This window comes from Anianabacter salinae, assembly GCF_019061145.1.
In the GTDB taxonomy this organism is placed as follows: Bacteria; Pseudomonadota; Alphaproteobacteria; order Rhodobacterales; family Rhodobacteraceae; genus Anianibacter; species Anianibacter salinarum.
The window spans coordinates 569,256-586,124 of sequence record NZ_JAHQZS010000002.1 but is presented as its reverse complement, the minus strand read 5'-3'; the positions used below and the strand labels follow the sequence as shown (position 1 = coordinate 586,124).

Below are 16,869 nucleotides of genomic sequence, written 5' to 3'. Positions count from 1 at the left end.
TCCCGCCCGCCGTGCCTTGTGCCCGGCGGGCGGTTTGGTTCTATGGAGCCATGACCCTTGATACATCCTTCATCCGCAGCCAGTTCCCCGCCTTTTCCGAGCCGTCGCTTCGGGACCGCGCCTTCTTCGAGAATGCAGGGGGCAGCTATCCTTGCGCGCAGGTCGTCGACCGGCTGACGCGGTTCTACCGGGAACGCAAGGTGCAGCCCTACGGCCCTTACGAGGCCAGCCGCGTCGCGGGCGAGGAAATGGACGAGGCGCGCAGCCGCCTTGCCGCGATGATGGGCGTGGACACGGACGAGGTGTCGTTCGGTCCATCCACCACCGCGAACACCTATGTCCTGGCCCATGCCTTCGGCGACTGGATGCAGCCCGGTGAGGCCGTCATCGTCACCAATCAGGACCACGAGGCCAATACCGGCCCGTGGCGTCGGCTTGCGGCGCGGGGCATCGAGGTGCGCGAATGGCGCATCGACCGCGACACCGGGCATCTGGACCCTGCCGCGCTGGACAAGCTGCTGGACGACAAGGTGCGGCTGGTGTGTTTTCCCCATTGTTCCAACGTCGTGGGAGAGATCAACGACGTCGCCGCGATCACCGCCAGGGTTCATGCGACGGGCGCGCATGTGTGCATCGACGGGGTGTCCTACGCGCCGCACGGGCTGCCGGATGTGGGGGCGACGGGCGCCGACATCTACCTGTTCTCGGCCTACAAGACCTACGGTCCGCATCAGGGCATCATGGTGATCCGCCGCGCGCTGGCCGAGGCGCTGCCGAATCAGGGGCACTATTTCAACGCGGCCAGCCCCTATAAGCGGCTGACCCCGGCGGGGCCCGATCACGCTCAGATCGCGGCATGTGCCGGGATGGCGGATTACATCGACACCGTGCACGCGCATCACGTCACCACGAACCACGGCCCGCGCGAGCGCGCGGCCATCGTGCACGATCTGTTCCGCACGCACGAGACGCAGCTTCTGCAACCGTTGCTCGACTACCTGTCGCTGAAGAACTCGGTGCGGCTGCTGGGGCCCGCCAAGGCCACGGGCCGGGCGCCGACCGTGGCGGTGGACCTGCACAAGCCTGCAGAGCCTGTCGCACAGGAATTGGCGCAGCACGGCATCAACGCGGGCGGCGGCAATTTCTACGCGGTCCGTGCGCTGGAAGGCATGGGCGTGGACCCCGAGGCGGGGGTGTTGCGCCTGTCCTTCGTGCACTACACCACCAAAGCCGAGGTTGACCGCCTCATCCGTGCGCTAGATCACGTTCTGTGACAGCGGGGCCAGCCCGCGACGCGCAGGGCAGAGCATGACGGACGACACTCCCATCATCGTGTGGATCAGGCGAGACTTGCGCCTGACCGACCACGCCGCCCTGTCCAACGCGGCGGCGACGGGGCGTCCGGTGATCCCGGTGTTCCTGCATGACGAGGTGATCGAGGGCCTTGCCGCTGCGCCGAAGTGGCGGTTCGGTCTGGGCGTGGCCGCCTTCGCAGAGGCATTGGACGGCACCGGATCGCGCCTGATCCTGCGGCGCGGCAAGGCGCTGGAGTGCCTTAAGGCGCTGGTGGACGAGACCGGGGCAGGGGCGGTGTGGTGGCAACGCGCCTATGACCCCGCATCGCAGGCGCGGGACACCGCCGTGAAGGCCGCACTGAAAGAGCAGGGTGTGGACGCGCAAAGCCATGCCGGGCACCTGCTGTTCGAGCCGTGGACGGTCGAGACCCAGCAAGGCGGGTTCTACAAGGTCTACACCCCGTTTTGGCGCGCTGTGCGTGACCGACACGTCGATGCCCCGCTCAAGGCGCCCTCAAAGCTGCGCGCGCCCGATACCTGGCCGGACAGCGACAGGCTGGACGACTGGCACATGGGCGCCGCGATGAAGCGAGGCGCGGCGGTGGTCGCGGATCACGTCACCGTCGGCGAGACCGCCGCGCAGGGGCGGCTGGCCGATTTCTCCGCCCACAGGATCGAGGGATACAAGGCCGCCCGCGACATCCCCGCAATCGACGGCACATCGCGCCTGTCCGAAAATCTGACCTATGGCGAGATCAGCCCGCGCACCTGCTGGCACGCGGGCCAGCGCGCAATGCAGGACGGCAAGACCGGGGCAGAGACGTTCCTCAAGGAACTGGTCTGGCGCGAGTTCGCCTATCACCTCTTGCACCACACGCCGCGCATCGCCACCGGCAATTGGCGCGAGGAGTGGGACGCCTTTCCCTGGAACGAGGATGAGCGCAGCGCCGAGGTGAAGGCGTGGAAACAGGGCCGCACCGGGATCGAATTCGTCGACGCCGCGATGCGCCAGCTTTACACGACGGGATACATGCACAATCGTGCCCGGATGATCGTCGCCAGCTACCTGACCAAGCATCTGATGTGCCACTGGAAGATTGGCCTGAAATGGTTCGAGGAGTGCCTGATCGACTGGGACCCGGCCTCGAACGCGATGGGCTGGCAATGGGCGGCGGGGTCGGGGCCGGACGCGACGCCGTATTTCCGGGTGTTCAACCCGGTGACGCAACTGGACAAGTTCGACAAGGACCGCGCGTATGTGGACCGCTGGATCGCCGAGGGGCGGTCCAACCCTTCCAGGGACGCGCTCGCCTACTTCGATGCGATCCCGGAAAGCTGGCCGATGGCACCGGGTGACAGCTACCCCGATCCCGTCGTCACGGCGGATGAAGGTCGCAAGCGCGCCCTTGCCGCCTACGAGAACCGGGATTTCTGATCCGGTGGTCGCGGGAAATTGTGAAACCGGTATGACGCGGTGTGCGTATCTCGGTTCAGGACCATCGCGATCGCACCAACAAGGACGAACGCCGAAAAACGGCGCACAGGGGAACACATGAACGCACTCACTGATCTCAAGGGGCAGAACGATCTGCCGCGCTACTTCGGCCCGGTGTTCGATGCCGCGCAGAAAATGGACCGCGGGCGGCTGGATTTCGTACTGCGCGACGGCCGCCGCTTTCGCGCCGATGGCGCCGCGCCCGGCCCGGTGGCCGAATTGCACATCCATGACGACGACGCCTTCGCGCGCTTGATCCGCGAGGGCGATCTGGGCTTTTGCGAGGGGTATATCGACGGCCAATGGTCCACGCCCGACCTGCAGGCCTTCATGGACCTCGTGCATGTCGCGGGCGACGGCATCTATGACGGCTTTCCCGGCATGGGCCTGATCCGCGCCTTTGAGAGGCTACGCTTTCGCCTCGTGTCCAATTCCAAACGGCAGGCGCGCAAGAATATCGCGCACCATTACGACCTTGGAAACGAGTTCTACGGTCTCTGGCTCGACGAGACGATGACGTATTCGTCGGCCAAGTTCGACAGCGGGCAGGAAAGCCTAGAGGCCGCGCAGATCGCCAAATATGCCAGCATGGTCGACGAGATGGGCGCGCGCCCCGGCGATCATGTGCTGGAGATCGGCTGCGGCTGGGGCGGCTTTGCCGAATACGCCGCCAAGGAACGCGGCTTGCGCGTCACCGGCCTGACGATCAGCCAGGCGCAGCACGACTACGCGGTCGAGAGGGTGCGCCGCGCCGGTCTGCAGGACCGCGTCGAGATCAAGCTGCAGGATTATCGCGACGAGCGCGGCAGCTATGACGGCATCGCCTCCATCGAGATGTTCGAGGCCGTGGGCGAGCGCTATTGGCCGGTGTATTTCAACACCCTGCGCGAGCGGCTCAAGCCCGGCGGCAACGCGACGCTGCAGATCATCACAGTGCAGGACCGCCGCTGGGAGGTGTATCGCAAGGGTGTCGATTTCATCCAGAAATACATCTTTCCGGGCGGCATGCTGCCTTCGCCGACGGTGCTGCGCCAAGAGGTCGAGAGGGCGGGCCTGCGGGTGTGCGGATCGCTCGAATTCGGCGAAAGCTACAGCCATACGCTGCGCCGCTGGCACGATACGTTCAACGACAAGTGGGACGAGGTGGCGGAGCTTGGCTTTGACGACCGGTTCCGCAGGATGTGGAATTTCTATCTCACCTCTTGCGCCGCCACATTCCAGTCTGGAAACTGTGATGTAACGCAGATCACCGTGTCCCGACCCGCCTGAGGCCAGATGCCCACCGCCGCCCGCCTGATTTCCGCGATCGTGTTCGCCGCGATCGGCTATGCCGCTGCGCATCTTGCGGCCCTGACCCTGGAAGAAGGCGTATCGGCCGGTCTGGTGCGCGAGGTCGCAGCGGGAATGGGCGTCGTGACCGGCTGGTTCATCGCGGGCAAGCACGCGCCGCGAAGCTGGGGCTTCGGGGCGGCCTACGGGCTGAACGCCTCGGCGGTGCTGTTGATCTCGACGCTGGTGATCCTGTCGGCGGCCGAGATGTTCGCGCGCTCGCTCAAGGGCCGCTATGACGGCCCGATGGAAGGGCTCGAGGCGATGATCGGCATCGCGCTGGACTGGGCGGTCGTCGTGCTGATGCCTCCGATCATGGCGGTGCTGGTGCTCGGCGGGCTTGCGGGCGGGCTTTTGGCCCATGCCGTGAGCCGCGTGTGGCGCTGATCCGGTGACCTTGATCTTTCTCTACGGAACGCTGCGCCATGACGCCTTGCGCAAGATCGTGCTCGGCGAAGACGCGCCCGCGCACAAGGCTCTGCTGCCGGGGCACGGCGTGTTTCATGCGGGACAGGCGGCGTTTCCGATGATCGCAGAGGCCAGCGGCGCGGCGCAGGGTCTGGCGGTTGAGGCCAGCAAGGCTGCGGTTGCGCGGATGGACTACTACGAGGGCGCTTTCGGCTATGATCGTCGCCCCGCTTTGATCGAAGTAGACGGCGAGCGCCGGGACGCTGAAATCTACTGGCCGCAGACCCCGCCTGAGCGCGGCGCGGCGTGGTCGCTGGAGGGTTGGGCGGCGACCTTGGGCGATCTGGCAACAGAGACAGCGCACGAGGCGATGTGGGGCTTTGGCCGCCTGTCGCCTGCCGATCTGGCAGCCAACTTCACCATGATGATGCGCCGCGCCGACAGCCGCCTGCGCCGCCGTGCATCACCGGGGCCGGTGACACGGCGCAGCGATCTGGGGCGGGACGATGTGAACGTCGAGGACAGCAATCGCTGGCTGTCGTTCTTCGCCTTCGAGGAGAACCGCCTGCGCCACCGCCGATTTGACGGCAGCATGAGCGATACGGTGACCCGCGCGGGACTGCACGGCTGCGATGCCGCCATCGTCCTGCCCTATGATCCGGTGCGTGACCGGGTGCTTCTGGTCGAACAGTTCCGCTATGCGCCGTTCCTGATGGGCGATCCGAGGCCGTGGTGCCTTGAACCTCCAGCCGGCCTTGTCGACCCCGGCGAAGCGCCCGAGGATGCGGCGCGCCGCGAATTGGCGGAAGAGGCGGGGGTGACGGCGCAACGGCTGGAACCCGTTGCGCGCTGCTATCCATCGCCCGGCGCGCTGGCCGAGTATCAGCACATCTTCGTCGGGATCACGGACCTGCCGGACCGCGCCGAAGGCTTTGGCGGGCTGGCGGAGGAATACGAGGATATCCGCATCCACATCCTGCCCTTCGCCGAGCTGGAACGCCTGATCGAAACCGGCGAGGCCGCTGTCGGCCCTCTGATCCTCGCGGCGATGTGGCTGAAACTCCACCGCGACCGGCTTCGTTCGGCTTGAGATCGGACAAGCGCGCCCCTAGACAAGACGCCAGCACATCCCGGCGCGAGGAGCGAGAGCCATGGCGATCAAGACCGACCTTCCCGACGCGGTGGGCAACACGCCCCTGATCCGCCTGCATGCCGCGTCCGATGCGACGGGCTGCGAGATCCTTGGCAAATGCGAATTCCTGAACCCCGGTCAGTCCGTCAAGGACCGCGCCGCGCTGTATATCATCCGCGACGCCGTTGAACGCGGCGCGCTGAAGCCCGGCGGCACCATCGTCGAGGGGACAGCGGGCAACACCGGCATCGGCCTTGCACTGGTCGGCGCCGCGATGGGGTTCAAGACCGTCATCGTGATCCCGGAAACGCAGAGCCAGGAAAAGAAGGACATGCTGCGGCTGGCGGGCGCCGAGTTGGTGCAGGTTCCGGCGGTGCCCTACAAGAACCCCAACAACTACGTGCGCTATTCCGAGCGTCTGGCGCACAAGCTGGCCGAGACCGAGCCGAATGGCGCCATCTGGGCCAACCAGTTCGACAACGTGGCGAACCGTCAGGCGCATGTGGAAACCACCGGCCCCGAGATCTGGGACCAGACGGATGGCAAGGTGGACGGGTTCGTCTGCGCGGTCGGGTCTGGCGGCACGCTGGCGGGTGTCGGCATGGCGCTGCAGCCCAAGGGCGTCAGGATCGGGCTTGCCGACCCGGAAGGCGCGGGGCTTTTCAAGATCTACACCGGGCAGGACAACCCCGGCGATTCCATCACTGAAGGCATCGGGCAGGGGCGGATCACCGCCAACCTCGAAGGCTTCACCCCCGATTACAGCTACCGCATCCCCGATGCCGAGGCGCTGCCGATCGTGTTCGACCTGTTGCAGGACGAGGGCCTGTGCCTTGGCGGATCGTCCGGCGTCAACATCGCGGGCGCGATGCATCTGGCGCGCGACCTGGGGCCGGGGCACACTATCGTCACCATCTTGTGCGACTACGGCAACCGCTATCAGTCCAAGCTGTTCAACCCCGACTTCCTGAAGGGCAAGGGGCTGCCGGTGCCGGTCTGGCTGGATACCCCGCCGCGGGATATTCCCGCCGTTTTCGAGGACTGAGATGCGCGCCGCCCTGGTCTGGGTAAGGGTGCTTGTTGCCGCCCTTCTGGTCGCGCTTTCGGCGGGGGCCGGGACTGCGCAGACCAATACCAACGCGCCCGACCTTGCCGCCTGGGAAAGCGTGGCCCAGCGGGCCGAGGGCGCGATCCAGGCAGGCCGCGCCTCGAACGCGGCGTTCGAGACGCTGCGCGAGGAACTTGTGGCGTGGCGAGAAACCTTCGCGTCGTCCCAGAACCTCAACGCGGACCGCATCCAGACCGTGCGTGCACAGCTTGAGGCGCTGGGGCCGCCGCCCGCCGAGGGCGAGACGGAACCGACCGAGGTGGCAGGCCGCCGGGCCGAGCTGAACCAGCAGCTTGCCGACCTCAGCGCCCCCAACAGGCAAGCCGTCGAAGCATTCAGCCGGGCCGAGGGGCTGATCCGCGAGATCGACACCATCCTGCGCGAACGGCAGGCCCAGGCGCTGATGGAACGCGCGCCGATGCCGGTGAATCCGGCGAACTGGCCGGGCGCCCTGACCGAGCTGACCGGGTCGCTGACCGGGATCATGGCCGAGATCGCCACCAACTGGGAAACGCAGGGACAGCGGGCGCTGCGCCAGAACGATTTGCCACTGACGCTGGCGCTGATCCTGATCGGCGTTGTGCTGCTCTGGCGCGGCAGGATCTGGGTCGAGGCGCTGGTGAACCTTGTCTTCGCGCGCTTTGCGTCGAATCTTGGCAGCCTGCTGATCTCGACCGGCAAGGTCATCGTGCCCGTGGCGGGAATTTTCCTGTTCGTGGCTGCGGCGCGGTCGCTCGATCTTGTGGGCGCGCGGGGCCTCGCGGTGATCGACGCGCTGCCGTTCTTCGTTTTCAGCTATTATTCGGCGCTTTGGGTGGCCGACCGGGTGTTCCCCAAGGCGGGCGATGCGCTTGTCCTTGGCGATCTGCCGCTCGAGGACCGCTTTCGCCTGCGCCGCAACGCGGGCATTCTGGGCCTGCTGTTCGGTCTGTATGGCGTGGCGGCCAACCTCGCCGAGACCGAAACCTATTCCCCCGCGACGCTGGCGCTGCTGTTCACGCCGATCCTGGCGCTGTCGGGGCTGTTTCTGTTCCGCATCGGACAGCGCCTTCTGCGCCATGCCCGCGCGGCACAGTCGGACGATCATGTCGGCACGCTGCAAACCTCGGTGGCGGGGTTCGTGGCGCGCATGGCCATCGTCATCGGCCTTGCCGCGCCGGTGGCCGCCGCGCTTGGCTACATCAACGCAGCGCAGACCTTCATCTATCCGGCGGCGATGACGCTGGGCCTGCTTGGCCTTCTGGTGATCCTGAACCGGCTTGTGGTCGACGCCTTCCGGGTCCTGACCGGGCAAAGCGCCGAAGAGGCGTCGAACTCGCTGGTTCCGACGCTTGTGGGCTTTGCGGTCGCGCTGGCGCTGACGCCTGTGCTGGCCATCGTCTGGGGTGCCCGCGCGACGGATCTCTACGAGATGTGGGTGACGTTCCGCGCAGGCTTCACCCTTGGCGAGACGCGTCTGGCACCGGGCGATTTCCTGACCGTCATCGTGGTCTTCGGCGTCGGCTTCGCCATCACCCGGCTGATCCAGAAGGCGCTCAAGGCCAGCGTCCTGCCCAAGACAAGAATGGATGCGGGCGGGCGCAACGCGATCACCTCGGGCGTCGGTTATGTCGGCGTGGTGCTGTCGGGGATCCTTGCCGTCACGCTGGCGGGCATCAACCTGTCCTCGCTCGCCATTGTCGCCGGTGCGCTGTCGGTCGGCATCGGGTTCGGCCTGCAGAACATCGTGTCGAACTTCGTGTCGGGGATAATTCTGCTGGTCGAGCGTCCCATCGGCGAGGGCGACTGGATCGAGGTCGGCGGCACCATGGGGATCGTCAAGAAGATCTCGGTGCGCTCGACCACCATCGAGACCTTCGACAAAACTAGCGTCATCGTGCCAAACGCCGATTTCGTGTCAGCGCCGGTGACGAACTGGACGCGGGGCAACCAGGCGGGGCGGCTGATCGTCAAGGTCGGCGTCGCCTATGGCACCGACACCGCCAAGGTCGACCGCATCCTGTCCGAGATCGCCAATGACCAGCCGCTTGTGGTGGTCGAGCCGCCGCCGCTGATCCTGTTCGCGGGCTTTGGGGCGGATTCGCTCGACTTCGAGGTGCGGATGATCCTGCGGGACGTGAACTTCATTCTGAACGTGCAGAACGATATCAATCACGCCATCGCGCGGCGCTTTGCCGAGGAGGGGATCGAGATACCCTTTGCACAGCGCGACATCTGGCTGCGCAATCCCGAGGCGCTTGGTTCGGGCGGGCAGGCGGGGGCGGGCGCGCCGCCGAAGGTGGCCGTGGCGACGGCGGCGCCGTCCAGCCCGGCCGAGGCGGGACAACACATGACGGACGGCGACATGGATGTGGCCCCCGATAGCGATGGCGATGGAGATGGACGATGACAGAGATGCTGTTCCGCACCGACCCCTACCTGAAAGAGGCGACGGCGCTTGTGACCGCGATCACCGACGAGGGCGGCATCGTTCTGGACCGCACCGTGTTCTATCCGGCGGGCGGCGGCCAGCCCGGTGACATCGGCAGGCTGTCCTGGGGCAGCGAGGCGATGGGCGACACCGGCGGCGGCGATAGCCTGACGATCCGCGACACCGTCAAGGGGGACGGCGACCAGATCATCCTGGTCCCCGATGCCGCGTCCGGTCTGCCGGAAATCGGCACCGAGGTGACGCAGCATCTGGCCTGGGACCGCAGGCACCGCCACATGCGCATCCACACCGCGCTTCACCTGCTATCCGTCGTGATCCCGCTGCCGGTGACCGGCGGGTCGATCTCGGCCGAGAAGGGGCGGCTTGACTTCGACATGCCCGAGGCGCCCGGCGACAAGGACGCGCTTGAAACCGCGCTGAACGAGATGATCGGACGCGATCTGCCAGTGACCGAGGACTGGATCACCGAGGACCAGCTCGACGCGAATCCGGGCCTCGTCAAGACGATGTCCGTTCAGCCGCCGCGCGGTGCCGGGATCATCCGGCTGATCCGTATCGGCGAGGGCGAGGACCAGGTCGATCTGCAGCCCTGCGGCGGCACCCATGTCGCGCGCACCGGCGAGATCGGCACGGTGCGCATCGGCAAGATCGAGAAAAAGGGCAAGCAGAACCGCCGCGTTTCCATCACGCTTGCGGGTTGATCCCGCCGGAGTGCGAAAAAATCTGTCCAGCGCGCCGCGATCCCGCTACCATGGCGATGATTGCGACGCGTTGGGGATGGAGCAATGAAAACCTTTAGTTCGATAGCCTTGGCGTTCGCGCCCGGCATCGCACTTGCAGCCGCAGGCGGCACCGGCGCCGGGTTCGGACCCGAGGACTGGATCGACAAGTGGCCCGTTCTGGCCATCGTTCTGTGCACCGTGGTCGGGATGACCGGATTCCTGGCATCGCGCATCTTCGCGCGGGCCCGCGCGGCGGAGCGCAGGGGATGAGCGCGCGCTGGCTCGCCGCCGCCCTGCTGGCATGGGCTGCGCTGTCGCCCGGTGCCGCGCTGGCCTTTTGCGGGGGATGGGATTCGCCCGTCGCCATGGGCTTCGATCACGGCAGCTGGGGCGAGAAATGGCCCGTGCTTGCCGGTATCTTGCTATTCGTTCTTGTTTTCAGCTCATTGATCATCCGCCAGATCCGCACCATGCGCGATCCGGCGTTTGACGAGGCCTAGGTTCCCCATGTCCGACATGATCAAGCAGATGCGGCGGTTCTTCCGCTTCGAAGGCGTGAGCCTTGAAGTCGTCGTCGTCACCGCCCTGATTTCCTACGTTCTTCAGATCAACGCGATCGTCGGCGGCGAGCCGCTTTACATGATCGCCTTCTTCACGCTGCTGCCGTGGATCCCGCTCGCGCTGTTCGAGGGCGTGTGGAAGGTGAAGAACTACTCGTTCATCGCCGTCCTCGGCCTGTTTACGGTGCTTCAGATCGGCCATTTCGGCGAACATGTCATTCAGGTCGTGCAGCTGAACATGCTGAACGGCACGGTCGCCTGTCCGCCCCCCGTGGACACCATCGACAACGCTGCGCGCGCCATCCAGTTGGGCCTGCGCGAGGCGACGATGGACCCGACCTATTATTCGGTCGACCGCATCGCCAAGGCAGGGCAGGACGGCATGCCGCTTCTCGACGAGAATGGCGATTACCTTGTCGGCCCGGCGGCCTGCGCCATTTTCGGCCAGCTCGACCTCGAGGTCGTGCACCTTGCATGGGAACTGGTCGGCTACTTCGGCACCGGCCTCGTGCTGTTGGCCTTCCCGCGCAACAAGTGGCTGTTCATCGCGCTTCTGGCGCTCAGCTGGCACGCGCTCGAGCATCTGACGATCACCTACTTCTACTATTTCGACCAGGAACCGCTCTGGCCCGGCTTCCAGCAGCTTTGGGCGACGGTGCCGGTGTCGGGCAACATCTTCATGGCGGTGCCTGCGGGGCAGGTCGAGACGATGCTCAATTTCTACCAGGCGGGCGGCAAGTTCGGTCTGATGGCCAACAATGGCCTGTTCGAGCAACTGACCGGCTATGACGGGATGCCCGGGCGGCCAGAGTTGCACATGGGCTACAACCTTGCCATCACGATCCCGACGGTGATCGGCTTCCTCGTAGAGCTGCGCAAACTGCGCTCGCGCTACCTTGAGCAAAGCTTCTCGGAACTGTCGGTCGAGCAGATCACAAGCCTCAGCCAGCGCGTCGATGACGTGTCCTTCGGCAAGGGCGACGTGATCCTGCGCGAAGGCGATCCGGCAAGCCATTGCTTCCTCATCAAGGAAGGGCTTGTGGCGATTTACGTCGATCATGGCGGCCCGAACGAGAAGAAGGTCGCCGAGTTGCGCGATGGCAGCCTGCTGGGCGAGATGGGCCTGATCGATGGAAAGCCGCGCTCGGCCACGGCAATCGCCATGGGCCGGGTCGGATGCCTCAAGATCGACGCCGTGACCTTCCGCGACCTGATCGACCCGACACAGGGCGAATTCCGGTCCGAGGCGACGATGCGGCAGGTGATGCGCATCGCCGACATGCGGCGCGCGGACGGCTGACACCTGCCAATCCAGACGACCCAAAAGGCCCCGGCACCATGCCGGGGCCTTTTTCATGCGCCGCGCTGTCGTATCGGTGATACTCTGGCGTGCAACGGTCCCCCGCAGATCGCCAAGAGGGGTGCGACATGACCAGCTTTGCCCATTCCGTGATGCGCGTCGCCGTCTGGAACCTTGCGGGGAACGACCTGTTCCCGGGCGGCGCAGGCACCGGCATCGTCGCAGGAAGCCGCAAGGCGTTCGCGCAGGCGCATGGCCTGTCCCTGATGGACCCGGATTTCGCCACGCTGGTCGAGGTTTTTCCGCAAAGCCACATCCAGTGGCTTGCCGACACGCTCGCCGAGCGCGGGCTCGGCTATGACGTCACGATGCTGCCCCAGCCGGACAGTCACCTGAACATCGGCTTCCTGCACAAGCCCGGCATCACCGTCGAGAACCCCAGGTTCATTGCCGGGTCGCAGGGCACCTATACCGGAGGCCGCCGCGCCTTCGCCGTTGATGTCCGGGCCGGGGCGCGGTTCAAGGCGGTCATCATCGGCGTGCATCTGAAGTCGGGGCGAGAGGCCCTGGACCAGAAGCTGCGCGACAGCCAGTGCAAGGTGATCGGCGACTGGATCACAAGGCTGCACGACACGCCCGGCTACAAGCAGCATGCGATCGTGCTGATGGGCGATTTCAACATGATCCCGGGGCGGGACGTGTCGAACTTTCACCACCTCGGCGGCGATGACGTGATGGATTTCGTGTCCAGCTGGGACCTGCAGGAACGGTTCTCGCATATCCTTGAATCGGGGCGGGCGAACCTTCTGGACGGCTTCGCAGTCAGCCGCCGCTTTTCCACCCGCTACATCCGCGGCAGCCTCAAGCTGTTCCCGATGAACTGGGCAATGGGCGAGGACGGCATCGGCCGCGAGAAGTTCCGGCGCGAGGTGTCGGACCATTTGCCGTTCACCGCCAGCTTCCGCCTGTTCTGACCGGTATTCCCGCTTGCGGTTCCCCCGCCGACTGCGCTATGCCCCCGCGCACCGGAGAGGTGGCCGAGTGGTCGAAGGCGCACGCCTGGAAAGTGTGTAGGCGGGAAACCGTCTCCAGGGTTCGAATCCCTGTCTCTCCGCCACCGACCCCCGAAGCTCGTCTATTGCCGCCGTGCGACCGCGCAAGCTGCGGAAACAGGGACATTTTCCGGCGCGTTTCCCAATCCTGTCGTGGTTTCAAACCGGCGTTTTGGGGCCTTCGGGCGGCGCGGTCTCTGGGAAAGTGGAATTGGGGTGAGTTTTCGATTCACCGGAAGTTTTTCCCGAATTTCGGCCAGAAACAGGTGCCTGTTCACGGACAAGCGGACTCTGCCACGTTTACGGCAGATGCGAGGTCGGCAGACGTTCGCCTCGGTCCAGTCTCGTTTCCCTCGATCAGACCGCGCAGCACTCGTCTGGCAGCAAGCCGGCGGACATGACGAGCCATGCCGGCAGGGCAGGGATCACGTCACCTCATTCGCGCGCAGCTTTCCGTCTAGAAGCTGACGGATGATTGCAGGTGCGATCAGAAGAAGGCCGATCAGCGTTGCGACAAGGTGCGGTGCGACAAGGAAGATCGCCGCAACCGCCAGAAGCGCGCGTTCGTAGCCGCGCAAGGGGGCGAACAGCCAGTTCGCAAAAGCCGCCGACAAGGCCCAGATCCCCAGCATCGCGCCCGCCGTGGCCAGGAAGAACTCGGTCCATGTGAATCCGTCCACGACCAAGAGCATCGACGGCGAGAAGGCAAAGACGAAGGGCACCAGCGCCTTGCCCATGCCCAGCCGGAACGCGGTGTTGCCCGCCTTGAAGGCGTTGGCGTCCGCGATCCCGGCGGCGGCATAGGCGGCCAGCGCCACAGGGGGCGTGATGTCGGCCAAGACGCCGTAGTAGAACACGAAGAAATGCGCCACCAGCGGCTGCACGCCCAGCAGGCTGAGGATCGGGGCCGCAACCGCGATCATGATGAGATAGTTGGCCGTCGTCGGGATACCGCAGCCCATCAGCACGCAGACGATGGCTGTCATGATCAGGGTGAACAACAGCGTCAGGCTCTCGACCGACATGATCTCGAACGGCAGGAAGGCCCACATGGCCGACACGCTGGTCGCCCAGTCGGCGGCGACCGAGGTCACCATGTAGGCGATCTTGAAGCCCACGCCCGTCAGGGTGACAACGCCGATCACGATGCCCACCAGGGCCGCGGCGGCGGTGACCGACAGCGAGAATTTCGCCCCCAGCACAAAGCCATCCCAGGTCTCGCGCACGGTTTCCCGCGCGGCGGTCTTCAGATCGTGGCGCAGGATGTTCTGGATCACCAGCACCAGCAAGCACGACGCGATGCCCCAGAAGGCGGCAAGGTAGGGCGTCTTGCCCGACAGCAGGATCGCCACGAGCACGAACAGCGGCAGCGTGGTCAGCCAGCCCGCCTTGAACACGGTCCAGGCAACCGGCAGTTCCTCTTTTGACAGGCCGCGCAGGCCGCGACGGCGCGCTTCAAGATGGACCTGCACGAGAACGCCGAAGAAGTGCATGAATGCGGGCACCAGCGCGGCGGTCAGGATCGTCGTCAGCGGCACGCCAAGGTATTCGATCATCAGGAACGCCACGGCGCCCATCACCGGCGGGGTGATCTGGCCTCCCGTCGAACTGGCGGCCTCGACCGCCGCGGCGAAGTGGCGGGGATAACCGATCCGTATCATCGCAGGGATGGTCAGCGATCCCGTCGTCACCGTGTTCGCGATCGACGAGCCCGAGATCGACCCCAGCATCGCCGAGGACAGCACCGACACCTTGGCGGGTCCGCCCGCATACCGCCCCGCAAGCGATGAGGCGAGGTCGATGAACAGCTGGCCAAGGCCGATCCTTGTGGCGAGCACGCCGAACAGCACGAAATGAAACACGTAGGTCGAGATCACGCCAAGGGCCGTGCCGTAGATGCCCTGGCTCGTCAGGTAAAGGTGGTTGACGATGTTGGTCCAGCTGGCGCCGGGATGCGTCAGGACGCCGGGCATCGAGCGGCCAAAATAGGCATAGGCGATGAACAACAATGCGATGACCGGCAGCGGCCAGCCCATCGCGCGGCGCGTCGCTTCCAGCATGACGACGATCAGGATCGTCCCCATCAGCACGTCTATGGGCAGCGGGTCTCCGACACGGAACGCGAGATCGGCAAAGATCCACGGGACATAAAGCGCCGACACCACACCGGCGATGGCAAGAATCCAGTCGAACCACGGCAGGCCCAGCGGACGCAGGAGGCTGTTCTTCGGCTCGTCGGCACGCCCGAAGGCGACAAATGACAGAAAGACCAGCCCCAGCGTGAACGCAAGATGCGTGCCGCGATGGGTGGTGGCCTGCGGGATGCCGTATCCGGCGGTGTAGAAATGATAGCAGGACAGCACGAACAGCGCAGCGGCGGTGAACCAGTGCACGGCAGGCGTCAGGGGCCGGAACCGCACCTCGGGATCGTATTGTTCTTCAAGCGCCCGCATTTCCGCTTCGGTCATGGCCTCGGCGCGTGCGGAGTCGTCAGAGGGGGTTCTGCTGGCGGTCATGGCCGGTCCTTGCCTTGGAATGACCGGGCCCCTCGCAAGGGGCCCGGACGAAAAGGTGGATTACTCGATCATGCCTTGCTCGCGGTAGAACCGCTCGGCGCCCGCATGGAGCGGGATGCCGATGCCGTCCAGCGCGGTCTCGACCGTGATGTCCTTGCCCTTCTGGTGGCCGGCATCCAGCAGACGGCGGGTGCTGTCGTTCCACATCGCCTTGGTGATCTCGTAGATCAGGTCTTCGGGCCGGTCGGCAGAGGTGATCCACTGTGCGCCCACCGACAAGGTGGTGACGTCGGCGTCCATGCCCTCATAGGTGCCTGCGGGCACAAGGTTTTCGGCGAAGAACGTGTACTCGGACAGAACGCCCTCGGCTTCAGCGCCGGTGATCGGAACCAGCGTGATGTCTTCCTGGCTGGCCAGTTCCGCGATGGCCCCTGCCGGGAAGCCGCCCACGAAGAAGAACGCGTCCATCGCGCCGTCGCGCATCCGGTCGGCGGCCTGGTCGGGCTTGAGATACGCGGCCTCGATGTCGTCCTCGGTCAGCCCGTAGGCGTCAAGGATGATCCGGGCGTCCACAAGGGTGCCTGACCCCGGCTCGTCCAGCGACACGCGCTTGCCTGCCAGATCGGCGACGCTTTCGATGCCGCTGTCTGCAGAGGCGACAATATGGATGGTCTCGGGGTAGAGGCTGGCGATGGCGCGCAGCGACTCGACCGCCTCGCGGTCTTCCCAGATGCCGGTGCCGGTCTGTGCCCAGGTGGCGACGTCGGACTGCGCAAAGCCGGATTCGAGCGATCCACCGGCGATGGCGTTCACGTTCGCGACCGAGCCGTTGGACGACAGGGCGCTGGCGATCAGGCCGGGAACGCCGCAAGAGCCGCCTTCATCGCAGGCGCGCGATCCGGGCGGGGCCGAGATGGTGTTCGCGATCAGACCGCCAATCGGATAATAAGTGCCAGCGGTGCCGCCGGTGCCGATGCGGAAGAACTGCGGTTCCTGAGCGGACGCTCCGGTCGCCGCGAAGGTGCCCACCGCCAATGCGATGGAAAGGATACCTTTGAACATGGTGCTATCTCCCTGTTGCGAATACCCTATCTGTAACAGCGCCGTGATCTTGGACTCAACAGCGTCCCTTACGGCAACCGGGCTGCGATGGACGGCATCGTGCGCGCGCCGGGCTCTGGTCCCGGCACCCCGCAAACGCTGCACCTTGCAGGCGGCCCCGACGCAGCGAGGGGCTGGCATCTGAGTGCAACGCCTTGAGCATTGGACATCTCACTTCGTCCACGGTTTGGACCCATCGCGCCTCCGCCCTTGCCAAGTGGCGCGGCCTCTTCGCAGCCTGTCGGACCTGCTTGCCTGCCCTTGAGGAGACTGCGTCGCATTCGTCTGACAGCTTTGCCTGCCAAACGACTGTGAAGTCTGACTGCTGATCCCGAGCATCGATCGGTTGAGAGATGCCGCAAAAAGGTGATCGACGTGTCAGGTCAATTATGTCAGTATGTGCCGACATACCATCTTAGT

Annotated in this window: 14 protein-coding genes and 1 tRNA gene; 13 read left to right on the top strand and 2 right to left on the bottom strand. The window is 65.5% G+C overall.

What is annotated here, in order from left to right; all coding sequences use genetic code 11:
- The first annotated feature begins 50 nt into the window (after positions 1 to 50).
- From KTJ87_RS07415 to KTJ87_RS07355, 13 genes are all read left to right on the top strand, one after another.
- A complete protein-coding gene (locus tag KTJ87_RS07415) occupies positions 51 to 1,274 on the top strand; it encodes an aminotransferase class V-fold PLP-dependent enzyme (protein WP_267138461.1) in 1,224 nt (407 codons plus the stop codon).
- A 34-nt stretch (positions 1,275 to 1,308) separates the two neighbouring features.
- The gene (locus KTJ87_RS07410) at positions 1,309 to 2,730 is read left to right on the top strand and encodes a cryptochrome/photolyase family protein (protein ID WP_267138460.1); all 1,422 of its coding nucleotides are present in this window, start codon (positions 1,309 to 1,311) and stop codon (positions 2,728 to 2,730) included.
- Positions 2,731 to 2,847: 117 nt separating this feature from the next.
- Positions 2,848 to 4,059 carry an SAM-dependent methyltransferase gene (locus KTJ87_RS07405; RefSeq protein WP_267138459.1) on the top strand — a complete coding sequence of 404 codons (1,212 nt, stop codon included), beginning with the start codon at positions 2,848 to 2,850 and terminating at the stop codon, positions 4,057 to 4,059.
- A 6-nt stretch (positions 4,060 to 4,065) separates the two neighbouring features.
- Positions 4,066 to 4,506 carry a TrgA family protein gene (locus KTJ87_RS07400; RefSeq protein ID WP_267138458.1) on the top strand — a complete coding sequence of 147 codons (441 nt, stop codon included), beginning with the start codon at positions 4,066 to 4,068 and terminating at the stop codon, positions 4,504 to 4,506.
- A 4-nt stretch (positions 4,507 to 4,510) separates the two neighbouring features.
- Positions 4,511 to 5,617 (top strand): NUDIX domain-containing protein, encoded by a 1,107-nt coding sequence (locus tag KTJ87_RS07395; protein ID WP_267138457.1) that lies wholly within the window; start codon positions 4,511 to 4,513, stop codon positions 5,615 to 5,617.
- Positions 5,618 to 5,678: 61 nt separating this feature from the next.
- Complete coding sequence (locus KTJ87_RS07390; RefSeq protein ID WP_267138456.1) at positions 5,679 to 6,704, top strand: cysteine synthase A; 1,026 nt, start codon at positions 5,679 to 5,681, stop codon at positions 6,702 to 6,704.
- A gap of 1 nt (position 6,705) precedes the next feature.
- The gene (locus KTJ87_RS07385) at positions 6,706 to 9,156 is read left to right on the top strand and encodes a DUF3772 domain-containing protein (protein WP_267138455.1); all 2,451 of its coding nucleotides are present in this window, start codon (positions 6,706 to 6,708) and stop codon (positions 9,154 to 9,156) included.
- Complete coding sequence (locus tag KTJ87_RS07380; RefSeq protein ID WP_267138454.1) at positions 9,153 to 9,899, top strand: alanyl-tRNA editing protein; 747 nt, start codon at positions 9,153 to 9,155, stop codon at positions 9,897 to 9,899. The genes KTJ87_RS07385 and KTJ87_RS07380 overlap by 4 nt, the downstream gene beginning before the upstream one ends.
- An 84-nt stretch (positions 9,900 to 9,983) precedes the next feature.
- Complete coding sequence (locus KTJ87_RS07375; protein ID WP_267138453.1) at positions 9,984 to 10,190, top strand: hypothetical protein; 207 nt, start codon at positions 9,984 to 9,986, stop codon at positions 10,188 to 10,190.
- Positions 10,187 to 10,420: a hypothetical protein gene (locus tag KTJ87_RS07370; protein WP_267138452.1), complete on the top strand. Its 234-nt coding sequence runs from the start codon at positions 10,187 to 10,189 to the stop codon at positions 10,418 to 10,420. The genes KTJ87_RS07375 and KTJ87_RS07370 overlap by 4 nt, the downstream gene beginning before the upstream one ends.
- A gap of 7 nt (positions 10,421 to 10,427) precedes the next feature.
- The gene (locus KTJ87_RS07365; RefSeq protein ID WP_267138451.1) at positions 10,428 to 11,780 is read left to right on the top strand and encodes a cyclic nucleotide-binding domain-containing protein; all 1,353 of its coding nucleotides are present in this window, start codon (positions 10,428 to 10,430) and stop codon (positions 11,778 to 11,780) included.
- Between the two features lie 128 nt (positions 11,781 to 11,908).
- Complete coding sequence (locus KTJ87_RS07360; protein WP_267138450.1) at positions 11,909 to 12,754, top strand: exonuclease/endonuclease/phosphatase family protein; 846 nt, start codon at positions 11,909 to 11,911, stop codon at positions 12,752 to 12,754.
- A 53-nt stretch (positions 12,755 to 12,807) separates the two neighbouring features.
- A tRNA-Ser gene (locus tag KTJ87_RS07355) sits at positions 12,808 to 12,897 on the top strand.
- 360 nt (positions 12,898 to 13,257) lie between these two features.
- Here the strand turns inward: KTJ87_RS07355 and KTJ87_RS07350 are convergent.
- Together KTJ87_RS07350 and KTJ87_RS07345 are read right to left on the bottom strand one after the other, a co-directional pair.
- On the bottom strand, positions 13,258 to 15,348 hold the full coding sequence (locus KTJ87_RS07350) for a TRAP transporter permease (RefSeq protein ID WP_267138449.1): 2,091 nt from the start codon (positions 15,346 to 15,348) through the stop codon (positions 13,258 to 13,260).
- Between the two features lie 60 nt (positions 15,349 to 15,408).
- The gene (locus KTJ87_RS07345; protein WP_267138448.1) at positions 15,409 to 16,410 is read right to left on the bottom strand and encodes a TAXI family TRAP transporter solute-binding subunit; all 1,002 of its coding nucleotides are present in this window, start codon (positions 16,408 to 16,410) and stop codon (positions 15,409 to 15,411) included.
- Between the last annotated feature and the right edge of the window lie 459 nt (positions 16,411 to 16,869).